This is a genomic window from Streptomyces spinosisporus (assembly GCF_022698145.1).
Lineage (GTDB): Bacteria > Actinomycetota > Actinomycetes > Streptomycetales > Streptomycetaceae > Streptomyces > Streptomyces spinosisporus.
The window spans coordinates 154,030-170,901 of record NZ_JALDAX010000006.1 but is presented as its reverse complement, the minus strand read 5'-3'; the positions used below and the strand labels follow the sequence as shown (position 1 = coordinate 170,901).

Genomic DNA, 16,872 nt, shown 5'->3' with positions numbered 1-16,872 from the left:
GATTCCCGCCATGTGCGAACGGTAGGGTCGGCGCCCATGACGACAGAGTCACCGACCCAGACCGTCCAACGGTTGTTCCCGCTGCTCGCGGAGGGGAGGAGCGCGGAGGCGGCGGCGCTGTTCGCCGACTCGGTGTCCTTCTCGATCCCGCACCCGCCGGGCATCCCTTGGGTACCGGAGGTCGACTCGGCCGAGGGCATGCGGACGTTCTTCGAGCTGCTGCAGACCCATGTGCAGGCCAAGGAGTTCGAATTGCGCCAGGTCATCGCCGAGGGCGACGACGTGGTGCTCATCGGTCGGATGGTCTCCGAGGTCAGGAGGACCGGGCGCGACATCGACACCGCCTTCGCCCTGCACACCACGGTCCGGGACGGACGGATCACCCGCTATCACCTCTACGAGGACACCTACGCCGTCGCCAGGGCCTACTTCGGCGACTGAAGGTCCCCGATGACAAGAACCCGAACGAACCCCTGCCGGAACCGCGGGATGCGGCCCCGGCAGGGGTTCAGCCGTTCAAGGTGTCACCGGTCCCCTCGGTAAGGGGAACGCCCCGGTCACGGGAACGACGTCACCTTCGACGGCACGGTGTCCGTTCCCGAGGTCGGTGCGCCGGTGTTGTTGACGACATGGGCGTACTGGCCCTTGCCACCCAGGGAGATCACCAGTACGTCGTGCAGCTTCACCCCGGCGGTGACCGGCACCTGGAAGCCGTGCGCCTGGACGATTGACGGATCGGAGGTGTAGTTGCAGTAACTGCCCAGCCCCCACGCCTCGTGCTGGGTCACCGAGTCGGCGACCTTGTAGGCCGCGTATCCGACGATGCCGTCATGGCTGATGGCGGCCGCGTTCGGGGCGTCGTAGGCCTTCTCGTTCTGGAAGAAGATGGTGCGCCCGCGTTCGCCGCTCCACAGCACGTCGTACTTGTTGAAGTGCTCGACGAACAGGCCCGTCGCCAGCACGTCGTCGCCATTGACGCGCAGGCCGTAGTCGGCGCGGTTGGTGTCCCAGCCGACGCCGTCGCCGTGGTCGGCGCGCCAGAGCCAGGTGTGGTCGATGATGACGTCGTCGCTGTTGACGACCACGGAGTTGGTGGCTAGGCCGGGGCCCGCCCCGCCGATACGGACGAACACGTCCTGCATGGTGGTCGGGTCGGCCGAGTGGTCGGCGCCCGCGCCGGGCTCCCCGATCCGCAGAAGCGTGTCGGAGTTGGCGGTGCCCGCGTCGATCAGGAACCCGGCGAGCCGCACACCGTCGACGTCGGCCACGTGCATCGCGTCGATGCCGTGGTCCGGCACGATGGTGGCGAGGCCCAGGCCGAGCACCACGGTGTCGGCGCGCGTCACGTTGATCGTCTGGTCGAGGTGGTAGACCCCGGGCGTGAACAGGAGGTTGAGGCCCTGCGACAGCGCCTGGTTGATGGTGGCGGCGGTCGCGCCCGGCTTGACCACGTAGAACCGGTCCAGCGGGAGCGAGGTGCCCGCGTTCGCCGGCCAGGACACGCCGCGCGCGTTGGTGCGCTTGGCGGGCACGAACACCTTGTAGGTGCTGCCGTCGAGGTAGAGGAAAGGCTTCTCGCGGGAGACGGGCGTCGTGTCGAGCGTGGTGTACGGGCCCGAGTCGAAGTTGGTCGCCGGCGCGCCCTGGACCCCGGTGAACGTCATGTTCCACACGCCGTTGGTCCAGCCGCCGACCGAGCTGTCGCGGGTGTACCACTGCTGCTGGGAGTACGGGCCGACGGTGCCGTCGATCCTCGAGTCGGCGATGTAGCCGCCGGAGGCCCAACCGTAGCCGTTGGGGGCGAGGTTGAGCCCGCCGGTGACGTGGATGCGGCGGAACGGCGCGGCCTGGGCGACGGCCCAGCGGTCGGTGCCGTTGACCGGGTTGAGGGAGAGGTTCTCCGCCGAACGCCAGAAGTTCTGGGTGGCGTTGCCGTTGAACCAGCCCGCGTCGACGGTGATGTCGCCGTTGATGCGCACGTCGTCGGGGTTGAGGCCGAGCCCGGAGATCGAGGTGTAGAAGCCGAGTTGGGCGTTGATGCCGTTGTACGTTCCCGGCTTCAGCAGGAACTGGTAGCGGCCGCTGCCGAACTGCGCCTTCTCCTGCTGGGCGAAGACCTGGTCGAACTTCTGCTGCAGGTTGGGCGTCGAGGGGTCGACCACGATCACATTGGGACCGAGGTCGCCGCCGCCCTCGACCGGGGGAGTGCTGCCGCCGGATCCGGTGTGGACGGCCACCTCCCACAGGGAGTAGCCGTAACCGGTCGCGCGGACCGTGCCGTTGATGCGGACGTAGCGGCCCGAGCCGCTGACGTCGTAGGAGGCCGTGCCGCCGGTGGCGCCGGTGACGCTCTTGAGCGTGCTCCAGCTCTGGCCGTCGGAGGAGGCCTGGATCTGGAACTCCTTGGCGTAGGCGGCCTCCCAGGTCAGGTCGACCTTGCACAGGTCCTTGACCGAGCCCAGGTCGACCTGCACCCACTGCGGGTCGGCGGCCTGGCTGGACCAGCGGGTGCCGGCGTCGCCGTCGAAGGCCGCGGAGGCGGGGGTGCCCGCGTTCTCCGTGGACGAGGCCGAGGCGGGCCTGCCCTTCGCGGCGTTCGCGGAGTCGCAGGAGGAGGCGCCGGTGCCGGAGGTGCCGAAGACCTGGAACTCCCAGAGGGAGTAGCCCCATTGGGTGCCGCGGTGGATGCCGTACATCCTGACGTAGCGGCCCTGGCCCGAGACGTCGAGGGTGTCGGTGCCGCCGTCGCCGCCGGTGACGGAGGTCAGGTCGGTCCAGGTGCTGCCGTCGGCGGAGGCCTGGATCTTGTAGTCCTTGCCGTAGGCCGCCTCCCAGTTGAGGACGACCTTCGAGATCGAGGCCGTGGCACCGAGGTCGACCTGGAGCCACTGCGTGTCGCTCGCGGCCGAGGACCAGCGGGTGCCGGTGTCGCCGTCGACGGCGTCGGCGGCGGGTGTGCCGGCGTTCTCGTCGGATGAGGACGTCGCGGTTCTGCCCTGGGAGAGCGGGAGTTCGGCCGCGGCGGCCGGTCGGGGAACGGGAAGGGCGAGCAGCGCCGCCACGGCGGCGAACGCGACGCCCAAGGATCTGAGTCTCATAGAGGTCCCTGCGGGTGCGATGGGAAGAACACGAAAGAGCACGGAAGAACGCGAAAGAACACGGTCGGAGCACGACAGGACGCCGACGGCAGGTGGGGGTGACACACCAAGGTCACTGCCACGGCAGTTAGTTCACGTCTTGATTTAACTGATGAGGTCCAACTCTCGGCAAGCCTTCGGAAGTTGAAATCTTTCCCGGTCCACTTCTGCCGGATCGCTTGACATCTTGATGACATGCACTCAACACTCCTCGGCGGGAGAGCGCTCTCCCACTCCGGAGCGCGGTCTCCCCAACCCCCACCGTTCAGGAGGAGGTCTCCATGTCCCGGAGATCGAAAGGCCTGTCAGTCACACTGATCACCAGCGCGCTCCTACTGACCTCGATCGGAGTGGGCGGCGTGGCCACCAGCGTCGGCCCGCCCGCACCGCACAGCTCCGCGGCCCAGTCGTTCGCGGCCACCCACTCCGGCCACACGATGGCGGCGTCCACCGCCAACTCCCCGGAGGACCCGGACGGCGACGGCTACATCCCCGCCAACCCGCCGGTCACCGGCGTGACGCCGTCCACGCAGGACCCGCCCCACCGCTACTTCCACGAGTTCCAGGCCAACTGCGCGGTCACGCACACCAAGCCGGACGACCCCATCGTCTATCCGCAGCAGCCCGGCAAGTCCCACGACCACACGTTCATGGGCAACACGACGACCGACGCCAACAGCACGACCGCCTCGCTGGAAGCGGGCGGCACCACCTGCAAGGCACCCGGCGACCTGTCCGGCTACTGGATGCCCACCCTCTACGACGGCGACCAGCAGATCCTCCCCGTGGGCCCGCAGGTCATCTACTACAAGGCCGGCGTCACCGACTACACCAGCGTCCGGCCCTTCCCCAAGGGCCTCAGGTTCGTCGTCGGCAGCCCGATGCAGAGCGCCGACGAGTTCCGCAACCACCCCGGCTTCGTCGAGGGCTGGGAGTGCGGGGACAGCTACTTCAACACCGAGTTCCCCGCGACCTGTCCGGACCGCGCCGACGTCCAGCTCAACATCCGCTTCCAGGCGCCCAGTTGCTGGGACGGCACGTACCTCGACACGCCCGACCACAAGAGCCACATGGCCTACCCCGTGGTCAAGCCCGGCACGAACGACAACGTCTGCCCGGCCGACCACCCGGTCGCCCTGCCGATGATCGAGTTCAAGATGGCCTTCCCCGTCAACGGCGACATGTCGAAGGTGCGGCTCGCCAGCGGCACGGGCCACAGCTTCCACTACGACTTCTTCAACGCCTGGGACGACGCCACGCTCAAGGCGCTGGTCGACCACTGCGTCGTCGGCGGGCTGCAGTGCGACGCGCGCGGCTACGACGAGACCCACCCCGAGGCGGGCGCCGCACTCGACGAGAACTATGAACTCCCCTGAGGAGAAACGGCGATGACCCCACGATCCCGCACCCGCAGACCCCGCCCCCGCAGCCGCCGCGCAACGGCACCCCTCACCGCCGGTGTCCTGGCCGCCGGCGCCCTCATCGCACTGCCCGCCGCCCAGGCCCACGCGGCCGGCAGCGTCGTCAAGGTCACCGGCAGCCAGGGCAACTGGCAGCTGACGGTGGACGGACAGCCGTACCAGATGAAGGGCCTGACCTGGGGCCCGAGCGTCGCGGACGCCGAGAAGTACATGCCGGACCTGCAGTCCATGGGCGTCAACACCATCCGCACCTGGGGGACCGACGCCACCAGCAAGCCGCTGTTCGACTCGGCCGCCGCCCACGGCATCAAGGTCGTCGCCGGCTTCTGGCTCCAGCCCGGCGGCGGACCCGGCAGCGGCGGCTGCGTCAACTACGTGACCGACACCGCGTACAAGAACCAAATGCTCGACGAGTTCCCCAAGTGGGTCCAGACGTACAAGGACAACCCCGGCGTCCTGATGTGGGACGTCGGCAACGAGTCGGTGCTCGGGCTGCAGAACTGCTTCAGCGGCGACGAGTTGGAGCGGCAGCGCGACGCGTACACCACCCTCGTCAACGACATCACCAAGAAGATCCACGCCATCGACCCCAACCATCCCGTCACCTCCACGGACGCCTGGGTCGGTGCGTGGCCCTACTACAAGAAGAACGCACCCGACCTCGACCTGTACGCCGTGAACTCCTACAACGCCGTCTGCGACGTCAAGTCCGCCTGGGAGCAAGGGGGTTACACCAAGCCCTACATCGTCACCGAGACCGGCCCGGCCGGCGAGTGGGAGGTCCCGGACGACGCCAACGGCGTACCCCTGGAACCCTCCGACCGGGCCAAGGCCGACGGCTACACCCGCGCCTGGGGCTGCATCACCGGCCACAAGGGCGTCGCGCTCGGGGCCACGATGTTCCACTACGGCACCGAGTACGACTTCGGCGGCATCTGGTTCAACCTGCTGCCCGCGGGCCAGAAACGCCTGTCGTACTACGCCGTGAAGAAGGCCTACGGCGGCGACACCTCGCACGACAACACCCCGCCCGTCATCTCCGAGTTGAGCGTGGAGGGCGACGCGGGCCAGGTGCAGGCGGGACGTGATCTCGTGCTGGACGTCAAGGCCGGCGACCCCGACGGCGACGCGATCTCCTACGAGGTCCTCGACAACAGCATGTACATCGACCAGAGCAAGAACCTGGCCTCGCTGCCCTTCACCGACCTCGGCGGCGGCCGGCTGAAGGTCACCGCACCCGACCGCCCCGGCGTCTGGAAGGTCTACGTCAAGGCGACCGACGGCCGGGGCAACGTCGGCGTCGAGACCCGCTCGGTCCGGGTCGTGCCGCCCGTGCCGTCGGGCACCAACGTGGCCCGGGGCAAACCGGCGACGGCCTCGTCGTTCCAGCCGAGTTACGGCGACTGCCCCTGCACCGCCGCCAACGCGGTCGACGGCAACCCGGCCACCCGCTGGGCCAGCGACTGGAGCGACCCCCAGTGGCTCCAGGTCGACCTCGGCACCCGCACCACCTTCCGGCACGTCCAGCTGTTCTGGGAGGCGTCGTACGCGAAGGCGTACACCGTCCAGACCTCCGACGACGGCCAGAACTGGCAGACCGTGCACAGCGTGACGGACGGCAACGGCGGCATCGACGACTTCGACGTCTCCGGAACCGGACGCTACGTCCGGGTCAACGGCACGGCGCGCGGGACCGGTTACGGCTATTCGCTCTATGAGTTCGGCGTCTACTCCTGACGGCTCCCGGCCCCACGCACCGCCCCGGGAGAGCGCTCTATTGCGTGATCCGCAGGTCCGTTAGGGTGCCTGCATGAGCAGACGGGCCCCGACGCTTGAGGACGTCGCCCGGGAGGCCGGTGTCTCCCGGGCGACGGTGTCCCGGGTCGTCAACGGCATCCGCAATGTGGATCCCGAGATACAGGAACTGGTCCGCCGTGCCATCGGGCGGACGGGTTACGCGCCCAACCGGGCCGCCCGTTCCCTGGTGACCCGGCGGACCGAGACCGTAGCCCTGGTGGTGTCCGGCGCGGGCGACACCTCGGACGCCGGTCAGAACGCCTTCGCCGCGCGGGTGTTCGCGGACCCCTTCTTCGGGCGCGTGGTCGGCGGCATCGTCGGCTTCCTGCGCCCCCGCTCCCTGCACCCGGTCCTGATGTTCGCCGAGTCCGCCGAGGCCCGGGAGGAGGTGCTGACCTATCTGCGGCAGGGGCGCGCCGACGGCGCCCTGGTGGTCTCCACCCACTCCGACGACCCGCTGCCCGCCCTCCTCGCCGACGCCCGGCTCCCCGCGGTGCTCTTCGCCCGGCCGTCCCGTCCGGTGCCGCTGAGCTACGTCGACCTCGCACACCGGGACGGAGCGCACCTCGCCGCCGAGCATCTGCTTGCCCGCGGATGCCGTCAACTCGCCACGATCAGCGGCCCGTTGGACGTCGCGGCGAGCCAGGAGCGGCTGGCTGGATTCCGCGACACACTCGCCCGCCACGGCCACCCCTACGTCCCGGTCGCCGAGGGCGGCTTCACCCTCGACAGCGGCATCGCGGCCATGGCGGACCTCCTGGACCGTCATCCGGGCACGGACGGGGTGTTCGCCGCCAACGATCTCATGGCCCAGGGCGCCTGCCAGGTGCTGCGTGAACGCGGTCGCCGGGTGCCCGAGGACGTCGCGGTGGTCGGCTTCGACGATTCCAGCATCGCCGTCACCTGCCGCCCCCGGCTGACCACCGTCCGCCAGCCGGTCGAGGAGATGGCGGCCCGGATGGCCCGCCTGCTCGACGAGCACCTCCAGGGCGTACGCACCGAGGTGACGTCGGTGGTCTTCGAGCCCGAGCTCGTGGTCCGCGAGTCGGCGTGACGGCGCGGTCAGGTCCGTACCGGAGGCGTCAAGGGATGTAGGGGCAGAGGGCAACGCGCTTGATTTTGGCTTCAGTTGTTGACGTCAGGCGGATGCAGGACTAGAACCCCAGAGAGCGCTCTCTTCTTCTGCTGTTGCTCCATCCCCACGCACGCCGAACCGGCCTGAGGAGACCCCCCATGCAGAGTTCCGTCAGCGCACCCACCCGCAGACCACCGGCCAGCGCCGCACGGTCACACGCGGCTCTCGGCCTGGTCGTCGTCCTGATGGCCGCCTTCTTCGCCGCCCTCGCGCCCTCGTCCGCGCACGCGGCCGACGAGTTGCTGTCCCAGGGCAGGCCCGCCACCGCCTCGTCGACCGAGAGCGGCACCTTCCCCGCGAGCGCGGCGGTCGACGGCAACACCGGCACCCGCTGGTCCTCGGCCTTCTCCGACCCGCAGTGGATCCGGATCGACCTCGGATCCGTCCAGCAGATCAGTCGCGTCACCCTGAACTGGGAGGCCGCCTACGCGACCGCCTTCCAGATCCAGACCTCCACCGACGCAAACACCTGGACCACCGTCCACTCCACCACCACCGCCACCGGCGGCACCCAGAACATCACCATCTCCGGCAGCGGCCGCTACGTCCGCCTCTACGGCACCGCACGGGCCACGCCGTACGGCTACTCCCTGTATGAGTTCCAGGTCTACGGCCCCGGCGGCACCTCCGCTGCGCCCGACGACTTCTGGGGCGACACCAGCGGCATACCCCCGGCGAGCAACGCCGTCGAGGTGAAGATCCTCAACCGCACCAACGGCAAGTACCCCGACAGCCAGGTGTACTGGAGCTTCAACGGCCAGACGCACTCCATCGCCGAGCAGCCCTACCTCGACATGCCCGCCAACTCCGCGGGCCGCATGTACTTCTACCTGGGCTCACCCAACGGCCCCTACTACGACTTCATCGAGTTCACGGTCGGCAACAACGTCTTCAACGGCAACACCACCCGCGTCGACGCCTTCGGCCTGAAGCTGGCCATGCGCCTGCACAGCAAGGACGGCTACGACGTCGAGGTCGGCGAGAACCGGCAGACCTTCGCCGAGGACCGCGCCACCACCTTCCAGCGGTTCATCGACGCGGTGCCCTCCCAGTTCGACGTGCTGGCCCAGACCCAGGCCCCGTACCGGATCATCGCGCCCGGCAGCGACCCGAGCTTCCGCGCGGGCGGCGCCAACGCCAACTACTTCACCGCCTACGCCCAGTCCGTGGGCGTGAACGCGGCCACCTCCGACATCTTCGGCTGCGCGGCCTCCCTGGCGGGCAACCCCAACATGTGCGCCGCCCTGAACCGCCACGTCGCCACACTGCCGTCCTCCCAGCAGTCCGACCCGGCGCAGTTCTACAAGGCGGCACCCGCCAACTACTACGCCAAGTTCTGGCACGACAACGCCATCAACAACCTCGCCTACGGATTCCCCTACGACGACGTGGCGGGCCGGTCCTCCTTCATCTCCCATGCCGACCCGCAATGGCTCCTGGTCGCCGTCGGCTGGTAGCCGATCCGGCAGCCCGTACGCCGAGCGACCTCTGAACCCCTGACCGGCGGGTCCGCCGGGTCACACCGACCCGACGGACCCGCCGTGCGCTCCACACCCCACCAGCCTCTCTTACCTGCCCGTTTGGGTGATAAACGGGCGAAGTTTCACGCTCGGCAGGAATCGCCTGCGGCGGAGGCGGGTCGACCGGGCGTGTGGCCATGACACGCCCGGGCCGACGATGCCGCCTGGAGCGGCTGGTCTCCCGCCGTGACGAAGCGGTGCCAGAGCCCAACACGCCACCTCGGCCCGGCTTGCGCTCGAGTGCGCTCCAGGTCGTAGCGTCGCGGACGGCGGGGCGCACGAGGCCCCGCCGTCCGACGGCGCGAAAGTGCAGAAAGGCTGGGACACCAGATGCAGAAGCGCAGTCTGCGGGATCTCCAGGTATCGGCCATCGGCCTCGGATGCATGGGCATGTCCGCCTTCTACGGAACCGCCGACCAGGACGAGGGCATCGCCACCATCCGCCGGGCCCTCGACCTCGGCATCACCTTCCTCGACACCGCGCAGATGTACGGACCGCTCACCAACGAGTCGCTCGTCGGCGAGGCGATCCGGGGGCATCGCGACGAGTATGTGATCGCGACGAAGTTCAACTACCGGATGGACGACGCCGTACCCGGCGACAGCAGCACGGTGGGTCCCCAGGACGGTTCCGCCGAGCATGTCCGCAGCTCGGTCCACGGCTCCCTGCAGCGTCTGGGGACCGACCACATCGACCTGTACTACCAGCACCGGGTCGACCCGAACGTGCCCATCGAGGAGACCGTGGGCGCGCTGGGCGAACTGGTCGAGGCGGGCACCGTCCGCCACATCGGGCTGAGCGAGGCGAGCGCGGAGACCATCCGACGCGCCCACGCCGTGCATCCGATCACCGCCGTACAGAGCGAGTACTCGCTGTGGTCCAGGGACGTGGAGGCCGAGGTGCTGCCCACCTGCCGGGAGCTCGGCATCGGGTTCGTGCCGTACTCGCCGCTCGGCCGCGGCTTCCTCGCCGGCCGGTTCACCTCGCCGGACGACCTGGACGCCAACGACTGGCGCCGCCAGAACCCGCGTTTCCAGGACGCCAATCTGGATGCCAACCAGAGGCTCGCGGCGAAGGTCAAGGAGATCGCCGCCGAGAAGGGCGTCACCCCGGCGCAGTTGGCCATCGCATGGGTGCTGGCCCAGGGCGAGAACCTGGTCCCGATCCCGGGCACCAAGCGCCGTACCTACCTGGAGCAGAACGCCGGCGCACTCGACATCACGCTCAGCAAGGACGACTTGGCCCGTATCGACGCCGAGCTGCCGCAGGCGGCGGGTGAGCGCTATGACGAGGTCGGGATGAGGTCCGTCAACCGCTAGCAAGGGCCCAGGAAGGAACGAGGAAGGAAACGGCACAAGCCGGGCGCCCTCGATCCCTGGTTCCAGCCAATCCGTGAACGGTGCGAAGTAGAGTGCCACTACGGCGTCTTGACCCCAGTCTGCTGATTTAGGCAGGTTCAGGCCACTTCGTGCCGTCAGGATTCGCTGAGAGAGGGGCGTAATCGTGGGCGCCTATTTGTGTCCTCCCGCCGTGAAGCACGGCGAACATTCCATACAGACCGACCAGATCCTGGCGGAGGTGCGCAGTCGCCATCCGCAGGCCCCATGGCTTCCGCGGATCGACGGCATCGCCGCGAGTACGGGGATCACCGCCCGCGGATGGATGCTGCCGCTGGAGACGGCCGTGGCGCCCAGCGGCGGAAGCGGACTGCGAACTCCCGGCGCCGGTGCGGCCCGTGAAGCGCTCACCCGTGACGGCTTCAGCGAGGGCGAGGTGGACCGCGCGATCGCCGCACTGGAGGCGATACCGGCGCCGCAGACCATCCAGGAGCGCACCGCACCGGCCTGGGCGGCCGTGCAGACGTACGCGGAGCGCGCGGCCCGCGAGGCCCTGGAGATCGCCGGGCTGGACACCGCCGACGTCGACTGCCTGATCACCAGCCACTCCACGACCCCGGCCCTGCCGGGCCTGGACCTGTCCCTGTTCAACCGCCTTCCCCTGCGCAGCGACGTACTGCTGCTGCCGGCCAGCCAGTGGGCCTGCATCGCCGGAACCCGATCGCTGGCCCTAGCGGCCGATCTCGTCGCCGCGGATCCCGACCGGGTGGTGCTGGTGGTCGTGTCGGAGGCGCTGAGCACCACCTACCAGCCCGCCGACGACACCCTGGAATCCCTCATCGTGCGGCTGCTGTTCGCGGACACGGCCGTGGCCGCGGTGGTGACCGGCCGCCCCAGAACAGAATCGATTCTGCGGCTGGACGCCGCCTGGCACCACACCCTGCCCGACACCTCCGACCTGCACTGGCTGGACACCCGGGCCGACGGTACGCACTTCGTGATGGACCGCCGCGGTCCGCGCGCCGTGCAGGAGACGGTCACCGCGATGTGGGAGTGGTTGCGCACGCGCCACGAGCACGACGAGCAGGCCTGGCATCCCGATCTGCTGCTCGCCCATCCCGGCGGGACCCGGGTGATGGAGTACATGGAGCAGACGATGCCCGACGACTGGCCGACCGGGCTCCTGGAGTACAGCCGCGACAGCTACACCACCGGCAACCGCGGCGGTGCGGCCGTACTCGACATCCTGCGGCGCGCGCACGACGCCGGACAGAAGACCGGCAGCCATACGGTTCTCTACGCGGCCGCGCCCGGGCTGACCGCCACGGCCGTTGAGGGGGAGTGGCTCTGACCGCCGCTGCCCGGCCAACCGGCGGGCTACAGGTCCAGTTCCGCCCAGACGGCCTTGCCGGTGTTGGTCCAGCGCACGCCCCAGCGGGTGGTGAGCTTGTGGATGACGTGCAGGCCGCGCCCGCTGTCGTCGAGCACGTCACCGCGCCGCAGCCGCGGACGGCCGTTGCCGGTGTCGCCGACCTCGCACGACAAGTGGTCGCCGGCCTTCACCAGCCGCACGGTGACCGGACCGGAGCCGAACCGGACGGCGTTGGTGACCAGTTCGCTGATCACCAGCAGCGCACGGTCCCGGGCCTGGTCGCTGGTGCGCCATCGCCGTAGGAGGGACGAGGCGAGGCTTCGGGCGCGGGCGGCCGTGCCCTCGTGCGCGGGCAGCTGCCAGGTCGCGGTGTCCCGGCTGCGGCGGCCGGTCATCCGCGCGAGCAGCAGCGTCACGTCGTCGCGCAGGCGCCCCTGCGGGGCCAGCTCGCCGACCACCCGACGCGCCGTCGCCTGCAGATCGTCCCAGGGATGCACCCCACGGACCAGTTCCGTCAGCCGGTCGATCCCGTCGTCGATGGAGGCCGCCTGCTCCTCCACCAGACCGTCGGTGTAGAGGGCGAGGAGCGAGCCGGGCGGCGCGCTGAACTCCTGCACGTCGAACGGCTCCCGCACGGCGAACTCGGCCCCCAGGCCCGGGTGCGGCTGCGCCGCGATGGTCCTGGCGGACCCGTCGGGATGGACGAGGACCGGGGGCAGATGACCCGCGTTGGACAGCACCACGCGGTGGTCCACGGGATCGTAGACCGCGATGCAGCAGGTCGAGCCCAGCGCGCTGTACCCGGCCGCCAGACCCGCGTCCGTGTCGTCCAGAAGGGTGACCGTCTCGTCCAGACGCTCCAGCACCTCCCCGGGACCCAGCCCCGCGGACAGCAGCGCGCGGGCCTCCATACTCAGCTGGCCCATGGTCGCCGCGGCCCCCAGGCCATGCCCCACGACGTCGCCGACCACGAGTGCGGTGCGGTCACCCGGCAGCGGAAAGCTGTTCACCCAGTCGCCGCCGACGCCCGCGCTGTCCGGAGTGGTGGGCAGATAGACGCTGGCGACCTCGATGGTGTCGCTGCCGGCCCGCGGCAGCAGCCGGCGCTGCAGCGCCAGAACCTGCGCGTGCTCCCGCTGATGCTGGCGGGCCAGGTCCACGTGGCGCGCGGTCTTGGCCACCAGTTCCTGCAGGTCGAACAGCTCACTGTCGCGGAAAGGGCGCTCGGGCCGCCGCCAGACCTCCGTCACACCCAGCACGACGGGCCCCGGTGCGCCCTCCGGTCCCTCCACCACGAGCGGTATGCACGCCACGGTCGCCGGCAGGTTGCCCGGTACCAGAGCGCGCACCAGCCGTGGATCACCGAGCACCCGCTCGATCGCCTCGCGGTCGGGGATGACGATCGCCTGCGGCAGGTCGTCGCGCGTGACCGCCCCCACCAGCAGCCGGCTCGCCTCGCGGGGAAGGTTGTCCCCGCACGTCAGATACCCCTTGGGCCAGGGCCGGTCCGGCACCAGGGCGGCCCGGCGCAGTCGGATGCGCTCGTGCGTCTGCTCGGTGACGGCCTCCCCGGTCCACACGGCGAAATCGAGGTCCACGGCGGCGACGTCTCCCCAGGCCAGCAGGGACTGGGCGAGGGACTGCGCGGTCTCGCCGATGTCCAGGGACGTGCCGATCGCGGTGGCGGAGGCGTAGAGGTGCAGCCGCCTGGCCATGGCGATCAGCGAGACGGTCAGACCGCCGTGCCGTGCCGCGGACGGCAGGATGCTCATCGAGACGACCAGGTCCGTCCCGTCGTCCCGCCGCAGCCGCTGCACCCGGGCGACATGCGCCTCGCGCGTCTCGACGGCGTTCCGCAACCGCTGCGTGACCGTCGCCACGTCCCCGGGAGGCAGCAGCGTGGCGAAGTCCGTCCCCGGCTCGGCGGTCACCCCCGCGAACGGAGCGGCGTCCAGATTGCAGCTGGTGATCTTGAGGTTCCGGTCGAGACTGACCACCGCGAGGATCTGTTCCTGGCCTCCGGCCTCCGGGCGGTCAGCGCCTCCGGCCTCTGGGACAGCGGCCACCGCCTCCGGGCGGTCGTCCGCGGGCGGCCGGGCCGGGGTGTCGCTCTGCGCTCCCGCGGAACCTGTGGCCTGCGTGGTCTTGCCCCGGGGGATGTAGTCGGTCAGAGCGCCGCTGACCATGTCGAACGGCGAGGCCGCCGATGAGGAGGGCGTGGGATCCATGCAGCTCACCCAGCTCGCTGACTCCGGCGCGCGCCGGAGAGCCATTCCCGAGTCCGTGCGATGGAGCCCCGAGATCCCTTACCGCACACCTCCTGCATAACACGTTCCGGCGGACGGCAAAAACAAAGGCAAGGAGATCTCCCCTTGCCCTTCTCAACGTATAGCGCACAGGGGGGCTTGCGGCAAGGCCGGGGTCAGGGCGCAGAATCGTCCGCCGAGCCCACAACCTGCGGAAACGGGGTCGCATGAGCGAGCAGTACGTGCTGGATCTGCACGAGGTCGACGAGACGCGGACCGCGGTCGCCGGCGGAAAGGGCGCACACCTGGGCGCGCTGTCGCGGATCGACGGTGTCCGCGTGCCCGACGGCTTCTGTGTGACGACCGATGCCTTCCGGCGCATCGTGGCAAAGGAGGCCTCGATCGGAGACCTGCTCGACGAGCTCTCGCGCCTGCACCCGGACGACGCGGAGACGACCCGCACGCTCAGTGCGCGGATCCGCTCGGCCATCGAGGACATCACCATCCCGGACGACCTCGCGGCGGAGATCACCGGCGCACTCTCGCGCCACGGCGAGCAGGCCGCGTACGCCGTCCGGTCCAGCGCGACGGCCGAGGACCTGCCGACGGCGTCCTTCGCCGGCCAGCAGGACACGTATCTGAACGTCATCGGGACGGCTGCCGTCCTGGAGCATGTCAGCCGGTGCTGGGCCTCGCTGTTCACCGAGCGGGCCGTGACCTACCGGCGGCGCAACGGCATCGACCACCGTGCGGTCCACATGGCCGTGGTGGTGCAGCGGATGGTCTTCCCCCAGGCGTCCGGCATCCTGTTCACGGCCGACCCCGTCACCGGCAACCGGACGGTCGCCACCGTGGACGCCGGCTTCGGACTGGGCGAGGCACTGGTCTCCGGCCTGGTGAACCCGGACGTCTTCAAGGTGCGGCACGGCGAAATCGTCGCCAGGACGATCGCCGCCAAACAGCGAGCCGTGCGGGCACTGCCGTCCGGCGGCACCCAGGAAACGGCCGTCGACGCGCAGCAGCAGGAGCAGCCGGCTCTGTCGGACGCGCAGGTCGTGGACCTCGTAGGCCTCGGGCGGCGGATCGAAGCGCACTTCGGCCGTCCCCAGGACATCGAATGGTGTCTGGCCGACGGCGCCTTCCACATCGTGCAGAGCCGCCCGATCACGACGCTGTTCCCCATCCCCGTAGCCGATGACCAGGACAATCACGTCTACGTCTCCGTCGGCCACCAGCAGATGATGACCGACCCCATGAAGCCCCTCGGGTACTCCATGTGGCAGCTGACGGCGATGGCGCGGATGCACGAGGCCGCCGGCAGGCTGTTCGTCGAGGTCACCCCGCGCCTGGCGGCGCCCGCGAGCCGTGCCGCCCTCCTGGACGTCATGGGCCGGGGCGATCCGCTGATCAGGGACGCACTGGAGACCATCCTCGACCGCGGCGACTTCGTCCCGTCGCTTCCCGACGCGGGGCCCGTCGGGCCGCCGGCCCGAAGCGCGCTCGCGCCGGTCGAGACCGATCCGGCCGTCGTCACCGAGCTGATCGAGCGGAGCCAGGCGTCCATCGCCGCCCTGGAGCGCGACATCCGCACGAAGAGCGGACCGGAGCTGTTCGACTTCCTGCTGGAAGCCTTCGTGGAGCACAAGCGAGTGCTCGGCGACCCGCTGAACATGCAGGCGATCATGGCGGGGATGGAGGCCACGTGGTGGCTCAACGACCATCTGCAGGAATGGCTCGGCGAGAAGAACGCGGCTGACACGCTCACCCTGTCCGCCCCCGGCAACATCACCTCGGAGATGGGACTCGCACTGCTCGACGTCGCCGACGCGGTCCGCCCCCATCCGGAGGTGGTCGAGTTCCTTCAGGGCGTCGAGGACGACGACTTCCTGGGCGAGATGGCGAAGCTCGCGGGCGGCACGGAGGCGCGCGACGCCATCGAGGCCTACCTCGACCGGTACGGCATGCGCTGCGTCGGCGAGATCGACATCACCAGGCCACGCTGGCGCGAGCGTCCCAGTTCGCTCGTGCCCGTGATCCTCGACAACGTCAGGAACTTCGAACCGGGCGCGGCCGAGCGGCGCTTCGAGCAGGGGCGCCAGGCGGCGCTCGCGAAGGAACAGGACGTGCTGACACGGCTGCGGGCCCTGCCGGACGGCGAGCGGAAGGCCGACGAGACCAAGCGGATGATCGACCGGGTCCGCACCTTCATCGGCTACCGTGAGTACCCGAAGTACGGCATCGTCAGCCGCTACTTCCTCTACAAGCAGGCACTGCTGGCGGAGGCCGAGCGCCTGGTCGAGGCCGGGCTGCTCGCGGTGAAGGAGGACGTCTTCTACCTCACCTTCCAGGAGTTCGGCGACGCCGTGCGCGCGCAGCGGGTGGACGACCGGCTCATCCAGCAGCGCAAAGAGGCCTTCCGGTCCTATGAGGCGCTCACACCGCCCCGCGTGCTCACCTCGGAGGGCGAGTCCGTCACCGGCTCGTACCGACGCGACGACGTGCCGGAAGGCGCCCTGGTCGGCCTGCCCGTCTCCGCCGGGACCGTCGAGGGAAGGGCCCGCGTCATCCTGGAGATGGCACAGGCCGATCTCGAAGCGGGCGACATCCTGGTCACGCCGTTCACCGACCCCAGCTGGTCGCCGTTGTTCGTCGGCATCGCCGGTCTGGTGACCGAAGTCGGCGGCCAGATGACCCACGGCGCGGTGATCGCCCGCGAGTACGGCCTGCCGGCCGTCGTGGGCGTGGAGCAGGCCACCCGGCTCATCCGGGACGGACAACGCATCCGCGTCCACGGAACGGACGGGTACGTCGAGATCCTGTCCTGACCCTCCTCACCTGGGCCCCTGTCGGCGCGAGTCGAGGAACGACGGTGTGCCGTGGACGTGAAGGGCGCACGACGGGGCAGA

General features: G+C 69.8%; 10 protein-coding genes. 8 read left to right on the top strand and 2 right to left on the bottom strand.

Annotation, left to right across the window (positions count from 1 at the left end):
* Positions 1-36: 36 nt before the first annotated feature.
* Positions 37-441 (top strand): nuclear transport factor 2 family protein, encoded by a 405-nt coding sequence (locus tag MQN93_RS18160; protein WP_016430382.1) that lies wholly within the window; start codon positions 37-39, stop codon positions 439-441.
* A gap of 116 nt (positions 442-557) precedes the next feature.
* Here MQN93_RS18160 and MQN93_RS18155 read toward each other — a convergent pair whose 3' ends face one another.
* Positions 558-3,098 carry a discoidin domain-containing protein gene (locus MQN93_RS18155; protein WP_242710302.1) on the bottom strand — a complete coding sequence of 847 codons (2,541 nt, stop codon included), beginning with the start codon at positions 3,096-3,098 and terminating at the stop codon, positions 558-560.
* 320 nt (positions 3,099-3,418) lie between these two features.
* Between MQN93_RS18155 and MQN93_RS18150 the strand changes: the two genes are divergently transcribed.
* The 6 genes from MQN93_RS18150 to MQN93_RS18125 all read left to right on the top strand — a co-directional run bounded on the left by MQN93_RS18150 (position 3,419) and on the right by MQN93_RS18125 (position 11,699).
* Positions 3,419-4,513 (top strand): DUF1996 domain-containing protein, encoded by a 1,095-nt coding sequence (locus MQN93_RS18150; RefSeq protein WP_242710301.1) that lies wholly within the window; start codon positions 3,419-3,421, stop codon positions 4,511-4,513.
* 12 nt (positions 4,514-4,525) lie between these two features.
* Positions 4,526-6,295, top strand: a complete 1,770-nt coding sequence (locus MQN93_RS18145) for a discoidin domain-containing protein (RefSeq protein WP_242710300.1) — start codon at positions 4,526-4,528, stop codon at positions 6,293-6,295.
* Between the two features lie 73 nt (positions 6,296-6,368).
* The gene (locus MQN93_RS18140; RefSeq protein ID WP_242710299.1) at positions 6,369-7,409 is read left to right on the top strand and encodes a LacI family DNA-binding transcriptional regulator; all 1,041 of its coding nucleotides are present in this window, start codon (positions 6,369-6,371) and stop codon (positions 7,407-7,409) included.
* Positions 7,410-7,588: 179 nt separating this feature from the next.
* Complete coding sequence (locus MQN93_RS18135) at positions 7,589-8,947, top strand: beta-1,3-glucanase family protein (RefSeq protein ID WP_242710298.1); 1,359 nt, start codon at positions 7,589-7,591, stop codon at positions 8,945-8,947.
* Between the two features lie 393 nt (positions 8,948-9,340).
* Positions 9,341-10,330: an aldo/keto reductase gene (locus MQN93_RS18130; RefSeq protein WP_242710297.1), complete on the top strand. Its 990-nt coding sequence runs from the start codon at positions 9,341-9,343 to the stop codon at positions 10,328-10,330.
* A 184-nt stretch (positions 10,331-10,514) separates the two neighbouring features.
* Positions 10,515-11,699, top strand: a complete 1,185-nt coding sequence (locus MQN93_RS18125) for a beta-ketoacyl-[acyl-carrier-protein] synthase family protein (RefSeq protein WP_242710296.1) — start codon at positions 10,515-10,517, stop codon at positions 11,697-11,699.
* A 26-nt stretch (positions 11,700-11,725) separates the two neighbouring features.
* Here the strand turns inward: MQN93_RS18125 and MQN93_RS18120 are convergent, their stop codons facing one another.
* Entirely contained in the window at positions 11,726-13,948 is a 2,223-nt protein-coding gene (locus MQN93_RS18120; protein ID WP_242710295.1) for an ATP-binding SpoIIE family protein phosphatase, read from the bottom strand.
* Between the two features lie 245 nt (positions 13,949-14,193).
* Between MQN93_RS18120 and rph the strand changes: the two genes are divergently transcribed.
* Positions 14,194-16,791 (top strand): rifamycin-inactivating phosphotransferase, encoded by a 2,598-nt coding sequence (rph, locus tag MQN93_RS18115; RefSeq protein ID WP_242710294.1) that lies wholly within the window; start codon positions 14,194-14,196, stop codon positions 16,789-16,791.
* Positions 16,792-16,872: the final 81 nt, after the last annotated feature.